We start from the raw sequence: 15,713 nt of genomic DNA, 5'->3' as shown, positions 1-15,713 counted from the left end.
GCCTATTGTTTCTTTCCAAAAAAACCGTCACTCAACTTGAAAAAAGTAAATGACGGTCAATTATTTTTGAACTTCGCTTAACCCGAACTCAGGTTAATTAGTAATTTCTTAATTTAAATATAAAAGACAAGTTCTGTTGAAATGTAATTGATTAATTATCAATAATTAATTTTTGTACTAATTTAATTCTTCAAATTTAATGTGTCGCAAGAACTTGTCTTTAATAAATACAGAGGCTGAAAATACTAATCCCAATTACAAATAATCTGGTAAAACCATTTCCAAAATTCACAATTAATCCTTACTTTTGGACAATGGAAAATTTCATCGTATCTGCACGCAAGTACCGTCCGCAAGAGTTTGACACTGTTGTTGGACAATCTCACGTTACCGATACTTTGGAACACGCTATTGATGAAAGTCAATTAGCTCAGGCTCTGTTATTCTGTGGACCAAGAGGAGTTGGTAAAACAACTTGTGCCAGAATCCTTGCAAGAAAAATCAATGAAAAATCCGGAGCTGCGGATGATGATGGATTTGCATTTAATATTTATGAATTAGATGCGGCTTCCAACAACTCTGTTGATGATATCAGAGAATTGATTGATCAAGTAAGATTTGCGCCTCAAGTTGGTAAATACAAAGTTTATATTATCGACGAGGTTCATATGTTGTCTCAGGCTGCTTTCAACGCATTCCTAAAAACATTGGAAGAACCACCTGCACACGCAATCTTTATTCTTGCAACAACAGAGAAGCACAAAATTATTCCAACGATTCTTTCGAGATGTCAGATTTATGATTTCAAGAGAATTACGATTGAAGATATTCAAGAGCATCTTAGAAAAATTGCTGAAAAGGAAAGTATCACTTACGAAGATGATGCGCTTTACCTAATTGCTCAGAAAGCTGACGGTGCTTTGAGAGATGCTTTGTCGATTTTTGACAGATTAAGCACTTTTTCTCAGAAAAATATTACGCTTGAAAAAGCAGCTGAAGTTCTTAATATTCTGGATTATGATCAATATCTGAAAATTGTAGATTTAGCAAAAGAGAATGATATTCCAAGTGTTTTGACTGCTTTTGATGAGATTGTTAAAAAAGGATTTGATCCACATATTTTCATTGCTGGATTAGGAAATCATTTCCGTGACCTGATGATGGCTCAGAATCCGAAAACTTTGAATCTAATTGAAGTTGGAGAGAAAACCAAAGCTAAGTTTGCAGAACAATCTCAAAAATGGTCTGCTCAGCAACTGATTGACGGAATTGAGATTTGTAACTTCGCTGACATCAATTATAAAAACTCCAAAAACCCGAGATTGACAGTAGAAATTGCTCTTATGCAATTGTCAAGTCTGACTGCAGGTTTGGAAGCTAAAAAAAAAAGTTCTTAATATTAGCGCCACTTCTTGAAGCTAATTTAATTTCCGAAAATAAACCAGTTTCTCCTGAAACAAAAGTTCAAGCTGAATCAAAGCCTGAACCTGTTAAATCTGTTTGGGAGGAACCAAAGAAAGAAATTCAGAAAGCGTCTGCGCCAATTGCGAAAACTAATTCTGGTTCCAAGTTCAGTATAAAAGCTGCTTTAGAGAAAAAAGAAGAAATCAAGAAAGATGAATTTTCTGAGATTAAAGATGAGAATCTTCCTTCCAATCATTTCTCACAAACAGATTTGGATAGAGAGTGGGAGATTTTTGTGAAAAATTTGGCAAAGACCAATACGTTTGTTTATAATGCTATCAACAGTTTTAAGATAGAAAAATCTGATGAAAACCAGGTGACTGTAAAGTATTCTTCAGAATTTGCTAAGTCAGAATTTGATAGAGTAAGTCCAGAGTTTTTTAATCATTTCAGACACAAAGTCAATAATTTTAAATTTGAAATCGATTATGCAACTGATTTGACAATCAAAAAAGAAGTGATGACGAAGCGCAAAATCTTCGAAAGATTTGTTGAAATCAATCCGTTACTCAAAGATTTGGATGACTTGATGCGATTTGACTTGTCGTAAAAATTTATGATTTCTGTCAACAAATAATTATTTTGATAGTTGATATGTTGTATTAATTTATATCTTTGTTCAAGATTTCTTCAAGACAAGAAGAAATTAATATTAATTAAAAAAAGCTAAAATTCCTTGAAGTAAAGGAATTAATAAAATGGAATCGAACAAATTTCCATATTTTACAACTGCACAATCTGTCTTTTACTGGGACGGATTATTTAGCTTTTTTGGAACTTATCACAGAAATTTTAGAAACTATTACCGATTTTATTGGTTTAGCTAACTAGATTTCTTTCTCAAAAAACTGCAGGAATATTCAATTTCCTGTGACTCATTTAAAACTTTTAAACGTTATTTTTGGAAAAGAATTATAAATCAAGATTTATAACAGATATACTATTGCATTAATTTAAAAATATATAAAATTTAAAATATGAACCTTAATGAATTAAAAAACGATTGGATCAATGACTTTGCAAATCCAATGATCATCGCAGGACCTTGTAGCGCAGAGAGTGAATCTCAAATGTTGGAAACGGCAAAAAGACTGAAAGAAAGCGGTGCAGAAATCTCAGCTTTCCGTGCGGGAATCTGGAAACCAAGAACAAAACCAAACGGTTTCGAAGGAGTAGGCGTTATTGGTCTTAACTGGTTGAAAAAGGTAAAGGAAGAATTCGGGTTCAAAACAGCGACAGAAGTTGCTAATGCGCATCACGTTTTTGCAGCGCTGGAAGCGGATGTTGATATTCTTTGGATCGGAGCGCGTTCTACTGTTAATCCATTTACGGTTCAAGAAATTGCGCAAGCTTTAAGAGGAACTAATAAACCAATTTTAGTTAAAAACCCAGTGAATCCAGATTTAGCGCTTTGGATTGGTGCTTTGGAAAGATTATTAGGTCAAGGTGTGGAAAACATCGGTGCAATCCACAGAGGTTTTTCAACTTATCAAAAAACCAAATACAGAAATATCCCGAACTGGCAAATTGCTTTAGACTTCAAAAATCAATTCCCAAATGTTCCTTTGTTTATTGATCCTTCACACATTTGTGGAAACAGAACTGGCTTGGCTGGAGTTGCTCAAGAAGCTTTTAACGTAGGATATCAAGGTGCGATTATCGAAAGTCACTGTGATCCGGATAATGCTTGGAGTGATGCTTCTCAACAAATCACACCAGAAGTTTTAGCAGAAATGATTAATAATCTTCAGGTTCGTAATTCTGATATCTCTGGGTACGAAGACGAGATGGGTAAACACAGAACTTTAATTAGTGATATGGATTTTCAATTAATTGAGCTTTTATCTCAAAGAATGAAAGTTTCTGAAAAAATTGGTAAGCTTAAGAAAGAAAATAATATCGCTATTTTCCAACCAGAACGTTGGAAAGTGATTACAGAATATGCGACTCAAAAAGCGAATGAAACAGGAATGTCTCAAGAGTTTATCGAGAAAGTTTTCAAAGCTATTCACGAGGAAAGCATCGAGGTTCAAAACCATATTATGATTGATAAATAATCTGATTGATTGTATAAAAAGAAAAGAAGCTAATTATTAGCTTCTTTTTTTGTAAATGCTAGTTTTAAATTTCTAAATTTGCCCAATACAAAATTCTACTGTTTGAAAGGAATCATCATCAAATCTACCGGAAGCTGGTATCAGGTTTTGGAATCTGAAACAAAACAAATCTTTGAAGCCAGAATCCGAGGCAAATTCAAATTAATAAAAACCCGACTTACAAATCCTTTAGCTGTAGGTGACGAGGTGGAGTTTTCTTTGGAACAGGATGATGTCGCTTGGATTACCAAAATTTTCCCAAGAAAGAATTATCTCATCAGAAAATCGGTAAACCTTTCCAAAGAAGCGCATATTATTGCTTCTAATGTAGATATTGCTTGCTTTATTTATACTTTGAAATTCCCTGAGACTTCCTTAGGATTCTTGGATAGATTTCTAGCTTGTTGCGAAGCTTACAATATTTCTCCATTAATTTTATTCAACAAAATGGATACTTTGAGTGATGAAGAAAGAGAAATTGTAGAAAATATCGAAGCAATGTATCAAAATATCGGATACAATACTTTGGAAATATCTTCTTATTCAAAGCTGAATCTCGATTTGCTTGTTGGAAAGATCAAAAACAAAACTTCAGTTTTCTTTGGACATTCTGGTTGTGGAAAATCTACATTAGTAAATGCTTTACAACCCGATTTACATATTAAAACTGGAGAAATTTCGGAATCTGTACTTAAAGGAAAACACACCACGACATTTGCTCAGATGCATTTTTGGGATTTTGGTGGTTCTGTTATCGATACGCCTGGTGTTCGGGAATTTGCAATGATAGATGTTGAGAAAGAAGAAATTCAGCATTATTTCCCAGAGATTTTTCAAAAAGGAAGAGATTGCAAATATCATAATTGTATGCATATCAACGAACCTAAATGTGCTGTTGTTGCAGGACTAGAAACTGGAGAAATAGATGAAACGAGATATAGCACTTATCTTAAGTTAATGGATGAAGCAGAAGAAATTAATCAGAAATAAAATAAAAAACCTGTAATTCAGTTTACAGGTTTTTTTATTCAGAATGATTAGGCAGGTTTAAAATTAACTTACTTAAAAATCAGAAACGATTTGATCTACTTTTTCAAGATAAGATTTCTTTTGATCATCCGTAGCAAAAGAGTAGTTGAAGGAGTTTTTAACCAAGGTAATAATATCTTCTTTTGAAAGTTTCAGAGCTTCTTGAACAGCCTCGAAATTAGCATTCATATAACCTCCAAAATAAGCTGGGTCATCGGAATTGACAGTAGCTTTGATTCCTTTGTCTAAAAGCTTTTTTAATGGATGTTTGGTCATTACATCAGTGTTTCTCAATTCAAGATTGGAAAGTGGGCAAACTGTTAAAGCTAAATCTTTTTTCACAATTTCTTGAACCAGATTTTCATCTTCCAGACATCTGTTTCCGTGATCGATTCTTGCTACTTTAAGAATATCAATAGCTTCCCAAATATATTCAGCCGGACCTTCTTCTCCAGCGTGAGCAACAGGAATGTAACCTTCTTTTATAGAAGCTTCAAATACATTTTTGAATTTGGTTGGAGGATTTCCCATTTCAGAAGAGTCTAAACCGACAGAAGTAATCAAATCTTTATAAGGAAGAGATTGTTTCAACGTTTCAAAAGCGGATTCTTCTGATAAATGTCTTAGATAGCTCATTATAAATAAGGAATTGATTCCCCATTTTTCCTTAGCGTCTAATCTTGCTTTTTGCAATCCATTGATAACGGTTTCGAACGCAATTCCTCTTTCTGTGTGAGTTTGTGGGTCAAACATTATCTCTGTATGAATCACATTGTTTTCATAACATTTCTGATAATATGCCATTGCCAAATCATAGAAATCTTTCTCGTGAATCAAAACTCCGGCTCCAGCATAATAGATGTCCAAAAAATCCTGAAGACAAGAGAATTGATAAGCTTTCTTAACTTCGTCAATTGTTTTATAAGGAATTTCAATCTGGTTTCGTTGGGCAATTTCGAACATCAATTCCGGTTCAAAACTTCCTTCGATATGTAAATGTAATTCTGCCTTTGGTAGAGCTGATATAAAATCCTTCATAGTTTTTGATTTGTTGAAAAGTAAAATTAAGAAAAGAATATTTTTAAAACATTAAGAAATTAATAAAATTAAAAAAGGCTTTAGAAATCTCTTTCCAAAGCCTTTTTCTACAAAAAATAAACTATTTATTTGTCTATTGAACCCATTACTTTTTGAGCAAAGGAATTCAAAGCATCTTTTTCGCTCATTCCGTTATTAACGTTGGCGTGAACTTCCAAAGCACCACAAATGTTCGTAATCAATTCTCCTGTGACATTCAGGTCTTCCTCAGAAACATTTCGGAATTCTGAAAAGCTTTCCAAAACTTCCAAAGTTGCTTCCAGATTTTCAGGCGTTTGATTTTGATAAAACTGTCTTATAATTGGTAATTTCATTATTCTAAATTAATTTTAAATTTAATACTGAAAATTTTAACGCAAAGTCCGCAAAGTTTTTTTAAACTTATTGAAAATATTTTAAGTTTCGCAAAGACGTAAAACTCAGCAAAGCTCTAAAATTTTCAGTTATTAATCTTTTATTTCTGAAAACAAATTAATAAGACTTTCCGCTTGATTGGTCTGAACCTGATTTTTCAAAGTTCCACCTTGAAATATTGCAAAGGTTGGCAAGTTGTCAACAGTTGCTAACTTTCTGCTTTCTGGTAATTTTTCTGCATCAACGTAGTAGAAAGGAATTGCGTCATTTTCTGAAGCCAATTTTTTGAATTTTGGTTTCATAATTCTGCAGTTTCCACACCAAGTTGCGCCGTATTGAACCACTACCTTGTCATTCTCACTTACAATCTGTTGTAAGTTATCTTCTGTTAGTTCTATGTACATTTTACAATTATTAATGGTTAATAATAAATGATAATTGATTGTAAAAAATCAATTAGTTTTTAGCAAGATATTCAGCAGTAGAGTTTCTGTTGGCACTCATAGCTTCTTTACCTTCTTCCCAGTTTGCTGGACAAACCTCTCCGTGTTTTTGAACGTGTGCATAAGCATCAATCAATCTAAGATATTCTTTCACGTTTCTACCCAATGGCATATCGTTTACTGATTCGTGGAAGATTTTTCCAGTTTCGTCGATCAAATAAGTTGCTCTGTAAGTTACGTTAGAACCTGTGAAAACTTCGTTTCCTTCCTCATCATAATCCAAATCTTGGTCAACAATCCCAAGGATGTTTGCCAATTGTCTGTGAGTATCAGCAAGGATTGGATAAGTTACACCTTCGATTCCTCCGTTGTCTTTTGGTGTGTTTAACCAAGCGAAATGAACTTCGTTTGTGTCACAAGATGCACCAATTATTACAGTGTTTCTTTTTTGGAATTCTGGTAAAGCTTCCTGAAAAGCGTGTAATTCTGTCGGACAAACAAAAGTAAAATCTTTTGGATACCAGAACAAAATCACTTTTTGCTGATTATTCACTGCTTCTTCAAATACATTGATCTTAAGATCATCACCCATTTCGCTCATTGCATCAATCGCAACACTTGGGAATAATTTACCTACTAATGACATAATATTTAAGTTTTAAATTGTTTAAAATTAACAGAAGCGAAATTACAAAGATTTTGTGAATTGAATATTAAAATTTTATTTATAAAATCTATCAAACCGAATGACTCTAAATTAACAGTGTTATATCAATGTCTTAAGGTATAAATGACTATTTTATATCAGAAAATGATTATAATTCTCTTCAAATTTCAAACAATTACTTAACAAATAAAATGAGCAAAGTCAGAAAATTCAAATTTTTGAAATAAAAAAACACCACTTAAAAAGTGATGTTTTGATTTTATGATTGTCTTCGAGAGCCTCAGACTGACAAGAGAATTTAAAATTGATCTAAGCAATCTTTGATTCTTCTCATAGCTTCTTTCAATTCTTCTTCAGAAGCTGCGTAAGAGAAACGGATACACTCCGGACTTCCGAAACTTACACCGCCAACACAGCCAACGTGAGCATTTTCCAAAAGGAACATTGCGAAGTCGTCCGCATTTTTGATTTCAGTCCCATTTAAAGTTTTTCCTAGGTAATAGGAAATGTCCGGAAAGAAGTAAAATGCACTTTTTGGAAGATTGCATTTGAAGCCTTTAATATCTTTCATTAATTCGAAAACAAGATCTCTTCTTTTTTCAAATTCGGTAATCATATATTGTAGTTCGGACGGATCCATTTGTAAAGCTGCAATAGAAGCTCTTTGTGCAACTGTATTTGCACCGCTGGTCATTTGTCCCTGAACTTTATCACAAGCACTAGCCAACCAAGTCGGACAAGCAGAATAACCGATTCTCCAACCTGTCATTGCAAAAGCTTTACTCATTCCGTTAATAACTGCAGTTTGTTCATAGACTTGTGGGAAACTTGCGATAGAAACGTGCTCACCACCGTAATTGATAAACTCATAGATCTCATCAGAGATGATTGTAATATCCGGATGTTTTGCCATCACATTTGCAATAGCTTCCAATTCTTCTCTTGTATAGTAACTTCCAGAAGGGTTACAAGGTGAACTGTAAAGTAAAGCTTTTGTCTTTGGAGTGATTGCTTTTTCCAATTGCTCAGCCGTAATCTTGAATTCAGTATCAATTGAAGTTTCAATAAAAACAGAAGTTCCGCCCACAACTTTTACCATCTCATCATAGCTTACCCAATAAGGTGCAGGAAGAATAACCTCGTCTCCATCATTGATAATTGCTAATAAAACATTGATGATTGATTGTTTTGCACCATTGGAAACACAGATTTGTGTTGGTTTGTAGTCAAGGTCGTTATCTCTTTTCAGTTTTGCAGAAATAGCTTGTCTGAGCTCTAGAAATCCTGGAACAGGCGAGTAATGGCTGTAGTTCTCATTGATTGCATCAAAAGCAGCTTGCTTGATTTTTTGAGGAACATCAAAATCTGGTTCTCCCAAAGTTAAACTTATTACATCTATTCCTGCCGCCTTCATATCGCGCGCTTTGTTGCTCATCACGAAAGTCTGAGAATAACTCAGTCTATTCAGTCTGTCCGAAATTTTACTCATGAAACTATATTATAAATTAGATTTTAACAACAAATATAATTTTTTAATCCAAAAATGTGGCCTTATTTTTAATATATTATTTGTGATAATTTAGATATTAATGAAGTTTTTTTCAAAGTAAGGTATGTTGTTTTTAAAATAAGTATTAATACGCAACGAAATATGTTGATATTTGATTATTTTTGCTAATAAATTTTCTAATAAAATATCATTTTAAGAAATTAATGATTTTTTTAGAATTTTTATAACACGCATGAATAAAAAATTTACAAAATATTTTGCAACATTTCTATTATTGCTTATAGGTTTTCTGAACGCAAAAGATTTGAATATAAAAGCTCTTGAAAAAGAGATTACAAAATATAATCGGGAAGGAAAACAGAAAGATTCGCAAAAAAGACTTTTTGATCTGCTATTAGTTGGTAATCTTACAAAAGAAGAAAAAGCCAATGTGTTTTTCTATATGGGTACAACTTATAGGAGTGTTGATGATTATCTGATGTGCATCGACTATCTTAATAGATCTTATAATATTGCGAAGAAGCTTCCAAAAGATAATGCGTTGAGGATGAAACTGGATTATGAATACGCTTTTTCTTATTTTGATAATAAAGAATTTGATAAATCTAGTAAAATGATGAGTCGGATTGCGAATGAAAATTATATCAACGCAATTCCGGAGAATCAATCTTATATTTTATTACAGGAAGGGTATCTATTTTTAAGAGAGAATCAATTTGATAGAGCAGAATTGAAGTATGAACAAGCTTTGGACATGCCTCAAAATGGAGTAATTCAATCACCTCTGTTGAAATATACTGATGATAAACATGGTTATAATATGATAGGTAATCCTTATCCTTCTAACCTAGATTTTGACAAATTTGTTGCGGCTAATACGTCTATTGTTAATGGTTTAGCTTATCTCTGGACCAATAATGATAGTTCTATTACTGTGCAACTGGGTAGTAGCTACACTACCAATTATCCAATTAATAATTATGCAATGGTCAACAGGACGGGAGGTCTAGCGGCAACATATCCGGGGTATAATAATAATAGACCTGTTGGTTTTGTATCTGTTGGGCAAGCTTTTATTATTCAAGCAAAGGCAGATGGTAAAGGAAAGGCTTTGGTTTTTGATAACTCTATGAGATCTACCACAGCTGCTAATTTCTTTAATAAATCAGAATGCATCAGAAAAAAATAGATTTTGGCTAGAGTTCAAATCTCCAAATAATATAAATAATGAACTTTTGTTGGGCTACGTAGATCAGGCAAGCAATAATTTTGATAGTGATTTTGATGCAGAACTGCTATCTGTGGGCAAGGACTCTTTCTGGAGTATTATCGATAACAAAAAATTAGGAATCCAAGGTAGACAAGCTCCTCTTTTCAATGATGATATTGTTAAGTTAGGAATGAAAGCAGCTGATGATGGAACTTACACAATTTCTTTGAAAGATAGAGAAGGCATATTCTCTACAACACAAACTGTTTACTTGAAAGACAAATATCTTAATAAAGTCATCAATATTACAGAAAACCCTTACAGTTTCAGTACAACCGCTGGTACATATGATGATAGATTTGAAGTGGTTTATAGACCATCAGAAAATTTAGCAGCAGATAACGTTGTGAAAAAGGGAATTCAGATTTACAAAGACTCTCAAAACTTCATTGTTAAATCTGATGAAAATCTGGAAGAGGTAAGTCTTTATGATGCTCTTGGAAGATTATTATTCAATACCAAAAATGCTAAAAACGAAGTTCTTATCAATAAAACCATTTTAGCAGAAGGAATGTATATTATAAAAGCATACTCTAGAAATACAATGTTGACCAAAAAAGTTTTAAAATAACATAGAAACTTTATAAATAGAAAACCATCAATATTATTTTGATGGTTTTTTATTTGTAATAATATTAAAATTCATAATTTCGCCTCATGTCTTTAGAATTAATTTTACAATATTTTCCCAATATTACCAGCGAGCAAAAAAATCAATTTGCAGAATTAGAAACTCTTTATACAGATTGGAATGAAAAAATCAATGTCATTTCCAGAAAAGATACAGATAGTCTTTATGAGAAGCATATTCTCCATTCTTTAGGAATTGCAAAAGTGATGGCGTTTGCAGATGGAACCAAAGTTCTAGATATCGGCACAGGAGGAGGTTTTCCAGGAATCCCGTTAGCTATTCTTTTTCCCAATGTACAATTCACTTTGGTTGATAGTATTGGAAAGAAAATTACAGTGGTGAAGGGTGTTGCGGAAAGTCTTGGGCTCAAAAATGTGACAGCTCATCATATGAGAGCAGAACAATTGAAGGAAAAGTTTCATTTCGTAGTCAGTAGAGCTGTAACACAAATGCCAGTTTTTCTGACATGGCTCAGAGGGAAATTTGAAAAAGATCAATTCAATCCAAAGCACAACGGTGTTTTATATTTAAAAGGTGGAGATTTGGCAGAGGAATTAGCCGGTTTGAAATGCGAAATTTTCCAACTGAAAAATTATTTCGAAGGCGAGTTTTTTGACACCAAAAAAGTAGTTTACCTCTCAAAAGGTAATTTTAATAATTAATAAAGAAACGATTATGAAGAAAGTATTTATTTTATCAATGCTGACGGTGGTTTCAGCTTTTATTGCTTCTTGTAAAGACAACGACGATTATGTAGAGATTACCAATGTCTACGCTCAGAAAACGGATAGCGTCACTATTCCCATGGATACAATGGCTTTGGGCGTTACTCAAGAGCTGAAGGTTTATTCTACTTTTACCAAAACCTGCGAAGGGATTTACAGCTACGATTATCAGTACACCAACGATTCTGTGAGGACTATTGCCAATTTTGGATATAAAACCAATGAGGTTTGCTCCGATGGAACTTATGTCGACGGAAGTCGTATCAATTTCAAACCAACAAAAACAGGAAACTATACTTTCAAATTCTACACAGGAAAAGATTCGGCAGGAGCAAGCACTTTTCTAGAGAAAAAGGTGGTTGTAGAATAATTTTTTGAAGAGCTATTTCCCGCTTTCCGTTACAATCTTTTTCTTTTCCTTATATGAAAGAAAAGAAAAAGGATTTCCACTACAATCGGGGCTAGGGTTTTCCATATCAAACAACTTTTCAGTATCCTATACAACATTTATTAATCCTTTACCAGAGCAAAGCATTTTTACAAACTTTAAAATGTTTTCAATACTTAATAAAACTTTGCGCTCTTTGCATTCAAAATAATTCAACCTTTAAGTTTTTAAAGGTTTTTTTGTAGCATAAATTTTTATGATCATGTGATGAGAATGTGAATGAAATTTATGAGTTTGTTATCTATTTATGAAATTTCATACAATATATTCTTCATGTTAATTTATTTAGCTACATTAGCGCCCCGTTATTTATTAGTCAATAATATTGTACTATTTTAAAAAACAACGTAACGAATAATTAATTATCTGTGATCAAAGTAGGTCAAATCGTCGAAATACCAGCGTTGTCTTCAATTTATATTAAGGGTGAAAGTGTTTTTTCTTGTAAAAAGGAAGAATTAGCACAAAAAATTAAGAAGAGAAAATATAATCTTTTCGATGGTTTTTTGGTAGGCGAACACCAAGGTGTAGAGGCTTTTAAACTTGGGCAAAGAAAAGGTATCAATGTTGGAGGAAAAAAAGAACCACTCTACATTATTGGTATCAACAAAGAGGCTAATCAACTTTTTGTAGGAGAAGGTGACAATCATCCGGGTCTTTTTACAGATCTTATTTGTTTTCCAATTGCTAGAACTGACTTTCAAAATAACGAGTCTATTGAAAATGGTTCGGATGTTACAATCATTTCTTCGGCCTTTCAATCCAAAATTAACGCAAGAATATATATATACGATGATATTCTTTATTTAGAATTAGAGAAGCCAAATTCTATTACACTTCAAAATGGATTATTAGAAATTAGCTTTAAAAATAACAATCATACTACTATTAAAATTAATTAAATCATACCGCATGAAATTAAAACTTTCTTTTTTTGCAAGTATCATTTCGTTCATTGCTTTTGCACAGTCTGCACCAGCTTATTATTCTGGTGTTAACTTCAACAAAACCAAAAATGAACTTAAAAGTGAACTTGCGACACTTATTACAAACACTCATACGCAGACAATTGCATATTCTGCAGGACTAGCATCTCTTTTTAAAACAAGTGATGCAGATCTAGAAAATCCATCCAATATTTTATTGATGTATGGATCTCAAAGTTCAGGAACACATCAGAGAAGTCGTCCGTATACAGGATCTTGGAATCGTGAGCATGTGTATGCAAAATCCAAAGGAACACCCAATTTGGGGACATCTGGTCCTGGTTCTGATGGGCATCATTTGCGCCCAGCTGATAATACATTGAATAGTACCAGAGGAAGTCTTCTTTTTGATGACGGTACTGGAGCTACAGCTTATAAAACAAGCCGAGGTGGATGGTATCCTGGTGACGAGTGGAAAGGAGACGTAGCAAGAATCCTGATGTACATGTATGTAAGATATAATACAAGATGTCTTCCTCTTAATATTACAATGAAACCTGCTACTTATTCTTCGGATTTCCCAGATATACTTCTTAAATGGAATGTTGAAGATCCTGTTTCCGATTTCGAAAGACAGAGAAATAATGTGGTTTTTGGTATTCAGCACAATAGAAACCCTTTTATCGATAATGCTTATTTGGCAACTGTTATCTGGGGTGGACCAGCAGCCCAGAATGCTTGGCCAGATACTTTCAATGGAGGCTCTACAACAGATACAGAATTACCTTCTGCGCCGACTAGTCTTACAGTTTCTGGAACAACATCGTCCACAGTTTCCTTAGCTTGGACAGCTTCTACAGATAATATTGGTGTTAGTGCATATGATATCTATGCAGATAGCGTATTGAAAACGACTGTTTATACAAACAGTGGAACTGTAACAGGATTGAATCCTGCAACCACTTATTCCTTCTATGTTGTAGCAAGAGATGCTGCTGGAAACAAGTCTCCTAATAGCAATATTGTAGAAGCAACTACTCAGAATAGTGGAGGGACTGGTGAAGGAACTTCTTGTGGAACAGAGGATTTTGAAAACCTTCCTGCAACCAACTCTTCTTATACAGATCGAGAATGGTCCAACAAGGGAATTGTTTGGATAGCGACTAATGCTAGAACAGATAAACAAATTTATATTAGTGGAGATAACAACAGAGCAATCTGTATCAAAAAAGGTAGCTTGAAATCTTCTACCATCTCTGCCGGTATTGGATCTTTGACAGTGAGAACTTTCTTGCCTTTCAGCGATAGTGCAGGAAACTATACATTAAAAGTAAATGGAGTAGTGAAAGGGCGGATCCCTTATTCCAAAACAGCAGGAACTTTCACAATTAATGATATCAATGTTGCAGGTAATGTAGTGATAGAATTGGTAGATGAAACTAGTAGCAATAGAGTTTCTTTTGATGACTTATCTTGGACTTGTTTTTCAGTATTAGCTACAGATGATATCGATGCTCAAAAAGCAAAATTGGCGATCTATCCAAATCCTGTGAAGAACAACGAATTCTATATCAGTGGCATCAACAAAAATGAAACAGTGAAAATCTATAGCCTGAACGGTCAATTGGTACAGACTATTGATAAAGTTGAGAATAAAGGGAAAGTAACAGTTCATAAATTGTCAAAAGGCGTTTATATTGTGAAAACTAAAAAACAATCCTCAAAGATTATTGTAGAATAATTTTTTGTGTAATAATATTTATCATAATCCCGAAAGAATAACTCTTTTGGGATTGTTTTTATAATTTGGTTTAGTAGATGTAATAAATTAGTTTTTTGGGACTGCTCGCTTCAGAATAATGGCTAAAAATCCTTTTGATATTTTTTTGTATCTTACGGTTGTAATGTAAAGGATTAATATATCCTTATCAATCCTAGAGGAAGCTGTGGTGATCACTCAGCTTTTATAAATATTCTTTTTTTATTATCACTATTCTAATGTTCAACTTCAAAAATATTATTATGAAGTCACCACATTAAGAAATGAATAAGATTACTTATAAGCCTATTAAATAGAATAAACTAAAAAATAACAATAAATATCTAAGCATGAAAATAGGTCTAATTGGATTTGGCAAAGCAGGAAAAGCAGTTGCTAATGTAGTTCTACAAAACAAAAAATTCTCACTAGAATGGGTTATTAAGAATAGAAAAACTCTAGAAAATGTTTCAGCAAAAGATATCTTAGGAGTAGAAGCTCCGGATCGAGCATTGGTTTGTTCTATAGAAAACATTAATATCGATGAATTTCTAGATGTCAATCCTGTGGATTTCATTATAGATTTTTCTGGTGAACAGAGCATTCATTGGTATGGGGAAGCTGCTGCAGAAAGACAAATTAAAATCATATCTGCTATTTCACATTATGAAGACAAAGAAAAAAAGTTGTTAAAAATACTCTCCCAAGATACTACTGTATTTTGGTCACCTAATATCACTTTGGGAGTTAATTATTTATTATTCGCAGCGTCTATGTTGAAAAAAATCGCGCCGGGTGTTGATGTAGAAGTTATAGAAGAACACTTCAAAGCTAAATCTGGAGTCTCCGGTACTGCTATTAAGATTGCAGAAGCTTTGGATATCGAGACAAAGAATATCAACTCCGTAAGAGCTGGAGGAATTGTAGGCAAGCACGAAGTGATTTTCGGTTTCCCATATCAAACCGTGAGATTAGTTCACGAATCTATTTCTAGAGAAGCATTCGGGAGTGGAGCATTGTTCGTGGCTGAAAATATTAAAGATAAGCTCAATGGACTTTATAACTTTGAAGACATACTGAGCCCATACTTTTTCTCTGCAGCGGATGTTAATTGATTTGATTAACATATAAATTTACTTTAAACATTTTTTTTTTAAAATATTATAATTGGTTATACAGTCGTTAAATTATTTTATTTCGAACTCTATTTTTGCTTTTTCATTAATTTAAATATAATGGATGTTTGTGATGGAAAAGTATGATTACTAGAACTAATTAAAATTAAACGCGCTA

At 33.1% G+C, this 15,713-nt stretch carries 16 protein-coding genes; 11 read left to right on the top strand and 5 right to left on the bottom strand.

The features are described from left to right. Positions 1–314 precede the first annotated feature (314 nt). The 4 genes from dnaX (at position 315) to rsgA (ending at position 4,550) form a co-directional block, all read left to right on the top strand. Entirely contained in the window at positions 315–1,397 is a 1,083-nt protein-coding gene (gene dnaX, locus DRF58_RS16135) for a DNA polymerase III subunit gamma/tau (protein WP_027383805.1), read from the top strand. A gap of 278 nt (positions 1,398–1,675) precedes the next feature. Next, positions 1,676–2,014, top strand: a complete 339-nt coding sequence (locus tag DRF58_RS16130; RefSeq protein WP_116036898.1) for a hypothetical protein — start codon at positions 1,676–1,678, stop codon at positions 2,012–2,014. A gap of 427 nt (positions 2,015–2,441) precedes the next feature. Continuing rightward, positions 2,442–3,521: a chorismate mutase gene (locus DRF58_RS16125; protein ID WP_116036896.1), complete on the top strand. Its 1,080-nt coding sequence runs from the start codon at positions 2,442–2,444 to the stop codon at positions 3,519–3,521. Positions 3,522–3,623: 102 nt separating this feature from the next. Then, complete coding sequence (gene rsgA / locus DRF58_RS16120) at positions 3,624–4,550, top strand: ribosome small subunit-dependent GTPase A (protein WP_116036899.1); 927 nt, start codon at positions 3,624–3,626, stop codon at positions 4,548–4,550. 72 nt (positions 4,551–4,622) lie between these two features. Here the strand turns inward: rsgA and DRF58_RS16115 are convergent, their stop codons facing one another. The 5 genes from DRF58_RS16115 to DRF58_RS16095 form a co-directional block, all read right to left on the bottom strand. Next, positions 4,623–5,627 (bottom strand): adenosine deaminase, encoded by a 1,005-nt coding sequence (locus tag DRF58_RS16115; protein ID WP_116036894.1) that lies wholly within the window; start codon positions 5,625–5,627, stop codon positions 4,623–4,625. Between the two features lie 125 nt (positions 5,628–5,752). Further along, positions 5,753–6,001, bottom strand: a complete 249-nt coding sequence (locus DRF58_RS16110) for a DUF6952 family protein (RefSeq protein ID WP_027381819.1) — start codon at positions 5,999–6,001, stop codon at positions 5,753–5,755. 132 nt (positions 6,002–6,133) lie between these two features. Further along, positions 6,134–6,445: a thioredoxin family protein gene (locus DRF58_RS16105; RefSeq protein ID WP_116036893.1), complete on the bottom strand. Its 312-nt coding sequence runs from the start codon at positions 6,443–6,445 to the stop codon at positions 6,134–6,136. Between the two features lie 52 nt (positions 6,446–6,497). Beyond that, positions 6,498–7,130 carry a peroxiredoxin gene (locus DRF58_RS16100; RefSeq protein WP_116036891.1) on the bottom strand — a complete coding sequence of 211 codons (633 nt, stop codon included), beginning with the start codon at positions 7,128–7,130 and terminating at the stop codon, positions 6,498–6,500. Positions 7,131–7,449: 319 nt separating this feature from the next. Continuing rightward, positions 7,450–8,640 (bottom strand): pyridoxal phosphate-dependent aminotransferase, encoded by a 1,191-nt coding sequence (locus tag DRF58_RS16095; protein ID WP_116036890.1) that lies wholly within the window; start codon positions 8,638–8,640, stop codon positions 7,450–7,452. A 253-nt stretch (positions 8,641–8,893) separates the two neighbouring features. Between DRF58_RS16095 and DRF58_RS16090 the strand changes: the two genes are divergently transcribed. From DRF58_RS16090 to DRF58_RS16060, 7 genes are all read left to right on the top strand, one after another. Next, positions 8,894–9,850 carry a hypothetical protein gene (locus tag DRF58_RS16090; RefSeq protein WP_116036888.1) on the top strand — a complete coding sequence of 319 codons (957 nt, stop codon included), beginning with the start codon at positions 8,894–8,896 and terminating at the stop codon, positions 9,848–9,850. Positions 9,851–9,896: 46 nt separating this feature from the next. Continuing rightward, a complete protein-coding gene (locus tag DRF58_RS16085) occupies positions 9,897–10,502 on the top strand; it encodes a T9SS type A sorting domain-containing protein (RefSeq protein ID WP_116036886.1) in 606 nt (201 codons plus the stop codon). An 86-nt stretch (positions 10,503–10,588) separates the two neighbouring features. Continuing rightward, on the top strand, positions 10,589–11,224 hold the full coding sequence (rsmG, locus tag DRF58_RS16080) for a 16S rRNA (guanine(527)-N(7))-methyltransferase RsmG (protein ID WP_116036885.1): 636 nt from the start codon (positions 10,589–10,591) through the stop codon (positions 11,222–11,224). A gap of 13 nt (positions 11,225–11,237) precedes the next feature. Continuing rightward, positions 11,238–11,657 carry a hypothetical protein gene (locus DRF58_RS16075; RefSeq protein ID WP_116036883.1) on the top strand — a complete coding sequence of 140 codons (420 nt, stop codon included), beginning with the start codon at positions 11,238–11,240 and terminating at the stop codon, positions 11,655–11,657. A gap of 446 nt (positions 11,658–12,103) precedes the next feature. Then, entirely contained in the window at positions 12,104–12,637 is a 534-nt protein-coding gene (locus tag DRF58_RS16070) for a tRNA methyl transferase PRC-barrel domain-containing protein (RefSeq protein ID WP_116036882.1), read from the top strand. Positions 12,638–12,647: 10 nt separating this feature from the next. After that, the gene (locus DRF58_RS16065; protein WP_116036880.1) at positions 12,648–14,402 is read left to right on the top strand and encodes an endonuclease; all 1,755 of its coding nucleotides are present in this window, start codon (positions 12,648–12,650) and stop codon (positions 14,400–14,402) included. Between the two features lie 368 nt (positions 14,403–14,770). Beyond that, complete coding sequence (locus tag DRF58_RS16060) at positions 14,771–15,535, top strand: 4-hydroxy-tetrahydrodipicolinate reductase (RefSeq protein ID WP_116036878.1); 765 nt, start codon at positions 14,771–14,773, stop codon at positions 15,533–15,535. Positions 15,536–15,713: the final 178 nt, after the last annotated feature.

The sequence above is a fragment of the Epilithonimonas hispanica genome (assembly GCF_003385395.1).
GTDB classification, from domain to species: domain Bacteria; phylum Bacteroidota; class Bacteroidia; order Flavobacteriales; family Weeksellaceae; genus Epilithonimonas; species Epilithonimonas hispanica.
This window is presented reverse-complemented; position numbering and strand designations above follow the sequence as displayed.

What these genes read in the sequence shown, in the direction of transcription:
- DRF58_RS16090 (WP_116036888.1), top strand. Translation starts at nt 8,894, where the DNA reads ATGAATAAAAAATTTACAAAATATTTTGCAACATTTCTATTATTGCTT.
- rsmG (WP_116036885.1), top strand. Translation starts at nt 10,589, where the DNA reads ATGTCTTTAGAATTAATTTTACAATATTTTCCCAATATTACCAGCGAG.
- DRF58_RS16095 (WP_116036890.1), bottom strand. Translation starts at nt 8,640, where the DNA reads ATGAGTAAAATTTCGGACAGACTGAATAGACTGAGTTATTCTCAGACT.
- DRF58_RS16065 (WP_116036880.1), top strand. Translation starts at nt 12,648, where the DNA reads ATGAAATTAAAACTTTCTTTTTTTGCAAGTATCATTTCGTTCATTGCT.
- DRF58_RS16115 (WP_116036894.1), bottom strand. Translation starts at nt 5,627, where the DNA reads ATGAAGGATTTTATATCAGCTCTACCAAAGGCAGAATTACATTTACAT.
- DRF58_RS16105 (WP_116036893.1), bottom strand. Translation starts at nt 6,445, where the DNA reads ATGTACATAGAACTAACAGAAGATAACTTACAACAGATTGTAAGTGAG.
- DRF58_RS16060 (WP_116036878.1), top strand. Translation starts at nt 14,771, where the DNA reads ATGAAAATAGGTCTAATTGGATTTGGCAAAGCAGGAAAAGCAGTTGCT.
- DRF58_RS16075 (WP_116036883.1), top strand. Translation starts at nt 11,238, where the DNA reads ATGAAGAAAGTATTTATTTTATCAATGCTGACGGTGGTTTCAGCTTTT.
- DRF58_RS16110 (WP_027381819.1), bottom strand. Translation starts at nt 6,001, where the DNA reads ATGAAATTACCAATTATAAGACAGTTTTATCAAAATCAAACGCCTGAA.
- DRF58_RS16100 (WP_116036891.1), bottom strand. Translation starts at nt 7,130, where the DNA reads ATGTCATTAGTAGGTAAATTATTCCCAAGTGTTGCGATTGATGCAATG.
- dnaX (WP_027383805.1), top strand. Translation starts at nt 315, where the DNA reads ATGGAAAATTTCATCGTATCTGCACGCAAGTACCGTCCGCAAGAGTTT.
- DRF58_RS16125 (WP_116036896.1), top strand. Translation starts at nt 2,442, where the DNA reads ATGAACCTTAATGAATTAAAAAACGATTGGATCAATGACTTTGCAAAT.